Origin of the sequence: Frateuria sp., from assembly GCF_035695185.1 — a bacterium.
Classification (GTDB): Bacteria; Pseudomonadota; Gammaproteobacteria; order Xanthomonadales; family Rhodanobacteraceae; genus Frateuria_A.
Genome location: NZ_DASSES010000163.1, coordinates 1 through 4860, shown reverse-complemented (window position 1 = coordinate 4860; position 4860 = coordinate 1). Strand labels below are relative to the sequence as shown.

The window sequence follows — 4860 nt, the reverse complement described above, 5'->3', positions numbered from 1 at the left end:
GATGTGCCACGCAGGCGCGGAGTAGTAGACGCAGGGATCTTTCCCCGGCTGAAAAGTTCAGCCGCATCTTTTTGTATACGCGCTTGCCAGAAAATTGCAAGCTGTCCAGCAGCAGGTCAGCGCCCCGGCGTTACCAGGGATTGATCGGCGAGGCCTTCCGGTGGCTGCCGGTTGGCGATCAGGCGACCTACCTCGCGTCCCTGGGCGAGATCGCAATCCACTGAAGTGCTGGCGAAGCTGAATGGCAGCGGCCAGCTTGCCTTTTTCATTGAAGGCACCCCGGACGGCTACGACGGTGGCGTCATCAATGGCAAACATCTCAGGGCCTTGCATTGATGATGAGTCGCGATGCCGGCTGCGCAGCGCTCGTGAGGTATTCATCGGAACCGTCTGCTCAATACGGTGGGATCGAGGGTTCGCAGAGATATCGGTGTCAAACCTCAGGCACAGGCGGCGGTTCGCTCGCCCATTCTCGCCACAGCAGAATGAGCGCAGCCATAATGGCTGGTCCGAGAAACAGGCCGAGCAATCCCCAGACCTCGATTCCTCCAAGGATCCCGAGAAGCACCCAGATGAAGGGAAGCTTGGTGGTACCGCCAATCAGCACCGGGCGGATGAAGTGGTCGGCGCTAAACGTGACGACAAAGCCCGTGCCAAGCACAACGACAGCCCAAATCACTGATCCCTGTACCGCGAGCAGGAGAGCGGCAAGTGCGAAGACGACAGGCGCCGCGAACGGGACGGTGGCAGCCAGGGCGGTCAGCGTCCCGAAGACGGTCGGGTGGGGTACACCGGCGAGGGCGTAGACGATCCCGAGCAGCAAGCCTTCACCCAGGCCAACCAATACCAGCCCATTCACCGTCCCATGAATGGAGGCGATGATCTGCTGGCCGATCCGCTCTCCATGCGCGCCGAAGGCACGAGCGGCTGCGCGGCGCATCTGCCGGGTCAGCGAGTGTCCTTCTTTGAACAGGAAGAAGAGGGTCAGCAGCGTGAACAGAAACAGGGTCAGACGCCGTGCGATCTGTTCCCCGATGACCTTGCTCACGTCAGCGACGTATCCCTGTGTGGTGCGCTGGACGAGCTCTCTGGGGCTGCCGGGATTGGCCAGATTTTGCCGCCACCAGTTGTCGACCTGCGTCTGCCCGAAAGGCAGCTGACGCAAAACATTCGGCTCCGCGATGCCGTTCTCCTGAGCGTTGCGCACCCATTCGGTCGCCGCGTGGATTTCACGCGCGAGCTGAGTGCCCACGAGACCGAGCGGCACGATGAAGATCAGTGCGACGGCAAGCGTGAAGACGGTGGGCAGCAGTACATTATGCCTGCCGGTGCCAAGCTGCTTGCCCGCCCTGCGATAGAGCGGCCACAGCGCGATGGCGAAAATTCCGGCCCAGGCCAGGGCGCTCAGGAAATGCCACAGCGTGTAGAGGCCGAGCAGGAGCAAGCTGCCAGCGAGTACGCCGACGGCCACGTGTTGCGCCCGCGTGCTGCCGTCGCTGCGCGGTGCGGTTGGCGCGATATTCGTCATGTGACCGAGAAGACGGACGCTATGATTGGTGCCATCGGGTCTTGCCCTCATCCTTGTCCTTGTCAGGCTCCAAGCCGAGCGCGGTCTGCGTGCGTCGGCAATCCCTGCAGGCGAAACTGAATGCCGACGCCTCGGATTCTCGATGGATCCGTAGCTCCAGAGCTGCGTCACCCGCGCAACCTGGCCAGAGCAGGAAAGCCTGTACGTCGTTGCGTTCGACCTTGTCCGGAATTCCGAATTTTTGTTCTATGATGGCCTCATTCCTGCTGATGAGGCGGCGCAGCGGGCTCAACGTCTTCCGACGTCGCCTGCGCATGCGTAACCCCGATCACGAGCGCCATCAGCCGAGCCACCGTGCACATGCATTGTGAACTGTTCCTGGTCAAGCAGGCATTGGTGTCACTGGGATGGCAGTGACGAAGGCACTATAACCTGATTCCCTTTACCTCGTCCTCGGTAAGCTGCTCCTTCGTGCGGTCGTAGAGCTTAGTCGTGCACGGGCCTTCGTGCGCCGCCATGGCCTGCGCGTGCTCCAGCGTACCGCTATTGGCGAGATAGGCGGTGATCCTGGTAGCGCGGAATGTGTGATTGCCGATCGGCGCGTGGATGCCGGACGCAGCGGCGCGGCGGCGGATCATGTGCCAGGCGTCCGGCTGCGCCATCGGTCGCGCCGACAGCGCGGTGCCGGCGCGCCCGCGCGCCATGCAGAAGATGGTCTCCTGGCGGTTGTCGGCAATTCCAGCCGGGCGATGTAGGCGTGCAGCGCCTTGGCGAGTGCGTGGTGGAAGGGCTGGCGTGCTGCCTGCCGCCGCCCTCCTCGGCAGCCGGATCGCCAGCCGGCGCCGCGCGGCTGCAGGTGTCTCGCGTCAGCACCGTTGGCGGCTGTGAGGGGAGGACGAAGCGCGAACCGCCCCGGACCGGACGCCGGCCTTGCAGGGGTGAGTTTCCCATCCATATACCATCCAGATGGATGGTAGTGGCGATGAGCACAGTGCATGAGTTGCGGCCCAAGGCGGCCGCCGACAGCGAGAAGATCACGATCAATCTGGGCTATGTCGATCTCGGCCACATCGACCTGATGGTACAGGAAGGGTTCTACTCCAATCGGACGGACTTCATCCGCACCGCTATCCGCAACCAACTCGAGCGCCACGCCGACGTGGTCCGCCAGTCGGTGGCGCGGAAGACCCTCGACCTCGGCCTGCGCCACTACAGCCGTGCCGACCTGGAGGCGGCGCGCGACAGTGGTGCGCTGCTGCATATCAATGTGCTCGGGTTGGCGAGCATTGCCGCGGACGTGACGCCCGAGTTGGCCCGTGCGGCGATCGCCTCGGTCACGGTGCTAGGGGCGTTGCACACCAGCCCCGAGGTCAGGGCCGCCCTGGCTGACCGCACCCGCTGACCACGCCTCGCGTCCATCAAATCTACCGACGACGGAAGCCGATCCCGGTTCCGAACGGGGATGCCTGCCAGGATCCCCAGCCGAAAGTCATCGCCATGAAGCACATCCTGCCCGACGCCCTGCGTGATGCGACACGCCTTACACGGTCCGGCCGGCTCACCGAGGCCACGGCGGCCCTGCAACGCCTGCTTGGTGGCGAGGCGGCGCAGGGCCGCACAAACACGCCCACACCGTGCGACCCGCCAACCATCGAGGGCGTGGCCGAGGCGGTCGGCACGGCGGGCGCCCGGCGCGCGCCGCACGCGGGATCGGCCACGCCTTCGGCCCTCCGCGGTGTCCTCGACCAGATCGGTCATCCCGCGTTCCGGATGCCCGGCGGCGGACTGGCGCATCCGTCGTCGACCCAGGCGCCCATTGCCGTGGCAGAGGGCGCGCAATTTCTCAGCGCCACGTTCAGCAACCAGGCAGGCTGCCGTCCCTACAAGCTCTACGTGCCCAGCGGCTACCGCATGGAGCAGGCGCTTCCGCTCGTCGTCATGCTGCACGGCTGCACCCAGTCGCCCGACGACTTCGCGGCCGGCACGCGCATGAACGAGGCGGCCGAAGCCCATACCTGCCTCGTTGCCTACCCCGCGCAGACCAGTGCCGCGAACCTGCAGAAATGCTGGAACTGGTTCAATGCGAGCGATCAGCAGCGGAACGGCGGCGAGCCGTCGCTGATCGCGGGGATCACGGGCGCGATCATGCGCGAGTACGCCGTCGATCCGCAGCGCGTTTATGTCGCCGGATTGTCGGCCGGGGGCGCGGCAGCTTCGGTCATGGGCCACACGTACCCCGACCTGTATGCCGCCATCGGCGTGCATTCGGGCCTTGCCTGCGGGGCCGCCCATGACATGCCTTCGGCGTTCGCGGCCATGCAGAGGGGCAGCGACGGGATCGCGCGCTCCGGGAGGTCGCCTCGGATCGTGCCGGCCATTGTCTTCCACGGCGACCGCGACCCCACGGTCCACCCACGCAACAGCGATGCGGTTGTGGCGCAGACGGCGCAGACGGCGAGGTTCGCGACGCATACCGAGGACGGCCGGGTTCCCGGTGGCTACGCTTACCGCCGCACACTGCATGCCGACGCAGACGGGCAGACGATCGTGGAACACTGGCTTGTCCGCGGCGCCGGCCACGCGTGGTTCGGCGGCAGCCCCGCGGGTTCCTACACCGACCCGGGTGGACCGGATGCCACACGGGAAATGCTGCGCTTCTTCCTGGAGCACCCGCATCCCACGGCAGTGCGGGGTGTCTGACCATCACCCTGGGCGTACCGGCCATCATGGACCGGGAATTCGTCCCGACGCACGCCAGACTTACACGGTCGGGATATCGGCGTCCTTCTCAGGGCTGGCGAGAAGGCGTCGCAGCGCCGCGTATTCCGGGCCGGAGCCGTCAACGCGCAAGAACGCGTCGACATCGGTCTCCGTGATACGCCCACCCGATGACACGTTAGGCTCATGCCGGACGAACTGCCGTCCGGAGGCGGGATCGCCGATCAGCAGCCAGCGATCGCCGTTCGAGCTGCGGTAGATTTCTTTGGCTGAAAGGGGCATCACCGTTGCTCTTGCTGGTTACCGCCTTCCAATTACCTACATTTTGAGCTGTGGCCGGTGCACTGGGTGAGATGAGCTGAGGCGGACGGGCTGCGTATTGGTGCATGGTGCCATGGAGTGGGGCAGCAATGCAGGCGGCGAGCGACCCGTGGTGGGACCACGAACTGGCTGGATGCACTTTCGCGGACGCTCGGCTGGGCCGACGGCTACGCGCGCTCGTCGAGAGGATGAGCGCCGCCATCGGGGCGAGCCTGCCGTTGGCCTGTCAGGACTGGGCCGGGACGAAGGCGGCCTATCGCTTCTTTGCCAATGACCGGGTTGATGAGGAGCAG

The 4860-nt window shown here is 65.4% G+C and carries 8 protein-coding genes; 4 read left to right on the top strand and 4 right to left on the bottom strand.

Features of this window, described 5'->3' with window-relative positions; all coding sequences use genetic code 11:
- Window positions 1-224 (top strand): hypothetical protein (locus VFH59_RS13290; RefSeq protein ID WP_325165386.1); only part of this gene is annotated, 224 nt, incomplete at its 5' end.
- A gap of 209 nt (window positions 225-433) precedes the next feature.
- Here the strand turns inward: VFH59_RS13290 and VFH59_RS13285 are convergent.
- The 3 genes from VFH59_RS13285 to VFH59_RS13275 form a co-directional block, all read right to left on the bottom strand.
- On the bottom strand, window positions 434-1528 hold the full coding sequence (locus VFH59_RS13285) for an AI-2E family transporter (RefSeq protein ID WP_325165385.1): 1095 nt from the start codon (window positions 1526-1528) through the stop codon (window positions 434-436).
- Between the two features lie 19 nt (window positions 1529-1547).
- The gene (locus VFH59_RS13280; RefSeq protein ID WP_325165384.1) at window positions 1548-1820 is read right to left on the bottom strand and encodes a hypothetical protein; all 273 of its coding nucleotides are present in this window, start codon (window positions 1818-1820) and stop codon (window positions 1548-1550) included.
- 133 nt (window positions 1821-1953) lie between these two features.
- The gene (locus VFH59_RS13275) at window positions 1954-2265 is read right to left on the bottom strand and encodes a tyrosine-type recombinase/integrase (protein WP_325165387.1); all 312 of its coding nucleotides are present in this window, start codon (window positions 2263-2265) and stop codon (window positions 1954-1956) included.
- Between the two features lie 245 nt (window positions 2266-2510).
- Here VFH59_RS13275 and VFH59_RS13270 point away from each other — a divergent pair, with 245 nt between their 5' ends.
- Both VFH59_RS13270 and VFH59_RS13265 read left to right on the top strand, forming a co-directional pair.
- Window positions 2511-2930, top strand: coding sequence for a hypothetical protein (locus tag VFH59_RS13270; RefSeq protein ID WP_325165383.1), 420 nt, complete (start codon window positions 2511-2513; stop codon window positions 2928-2930).
- 95 nt (window positions 2931-3025) lie between these two features.
- Entirely contained in the window at window positions 3026-4228 is a 1203-nt protein-coding gene (locus VFH59_RS13265) for a PHB depolymerase family esterase (protein ID WP_325165382.1), read from the top strand.
- Between the two features lie 60 nt (window positions 4229-4288).
- On the opposite strand, the gene VFH59_RS13260 is transcribed toward VFH59_RS13265, so the two are convergent.
- A complete protein-coding gene (locus VFH59_RS13260) occupies window positions 4289-4528 on the bottom strand; it encodes a hypothetical protein (RefSeq protein ID WP_325165381.1) in 240 nt (79 codons plus the stop codon).
- 104 nt (window positions 4529-4632) lie between these two features.
- Between VFH59_RS13260 and VFH59_RS18510 the strand changes: the two genes are divergently transcribed.
- On the top strand, window positions 4633-4860 hold a 228-nt coding region (locus VFH59_RS18510), incomplete at its 3' end, for an IS4/Tn5 family transposase DNA-binding protein (protein ID WP_414655896.1).